General features: G+C 39.5%; 1 protein-coding gene. It reads right to left on the reverse strand.

Annotated features, from left to right (window positions below; genetic code table 11):
• A partial coding sequence (locus GQ589_RS11955) for a hypothetical protein (RefSeq protein ID WP_160426477.1) occupies positions 1 to 372 on the reverse strand: 372 nt, incomplete at both ends.

The following is a 372-nucleotide window of genomic DNA, read 5'->3' on the forward strand; positions in this document are numbered from 1 at the left end:
TATTGATATCAGCAAATATATCTAAACCCGCATGTGATTTTGCCCCTCCATTTCTTACAAAACCAAAAGCGCCATTGAATTCTTTTCGAAATTCATTTGAATTATAAAGCGTCCTTTGAGGTTTTTTTAACGGCTCATGCCAGAGTGTTGTGTCAATATTAAAATAATCCACCATCGCCACCGGATGAATAAACCACGCCTTGCCATCAGTTGATAGATTAGACAGTTTAAGGGTATTAGTATTAGCATCGCTTTGTTCTGTGCTAGTTGTTTGAGCTTGCGCTTGCGCTTGTGCCACTTGTTGCCACCACAGTGAGGGTTTAATGCGTTTCGCTTTTTCTAGTTGCCAATTTTTTTTGACATGTTCATGCG

The sequence above is a fragment of the Gilliamella sp. Pas-s27 genome, assembly GCF_009795865.1.
In the GTDB taxonomy this organism is placed as follows: Bacteria; Pseudomonadota; Gammaproteobacteria; order Enterobacterales; family Orbaceae; genus Gilliamella.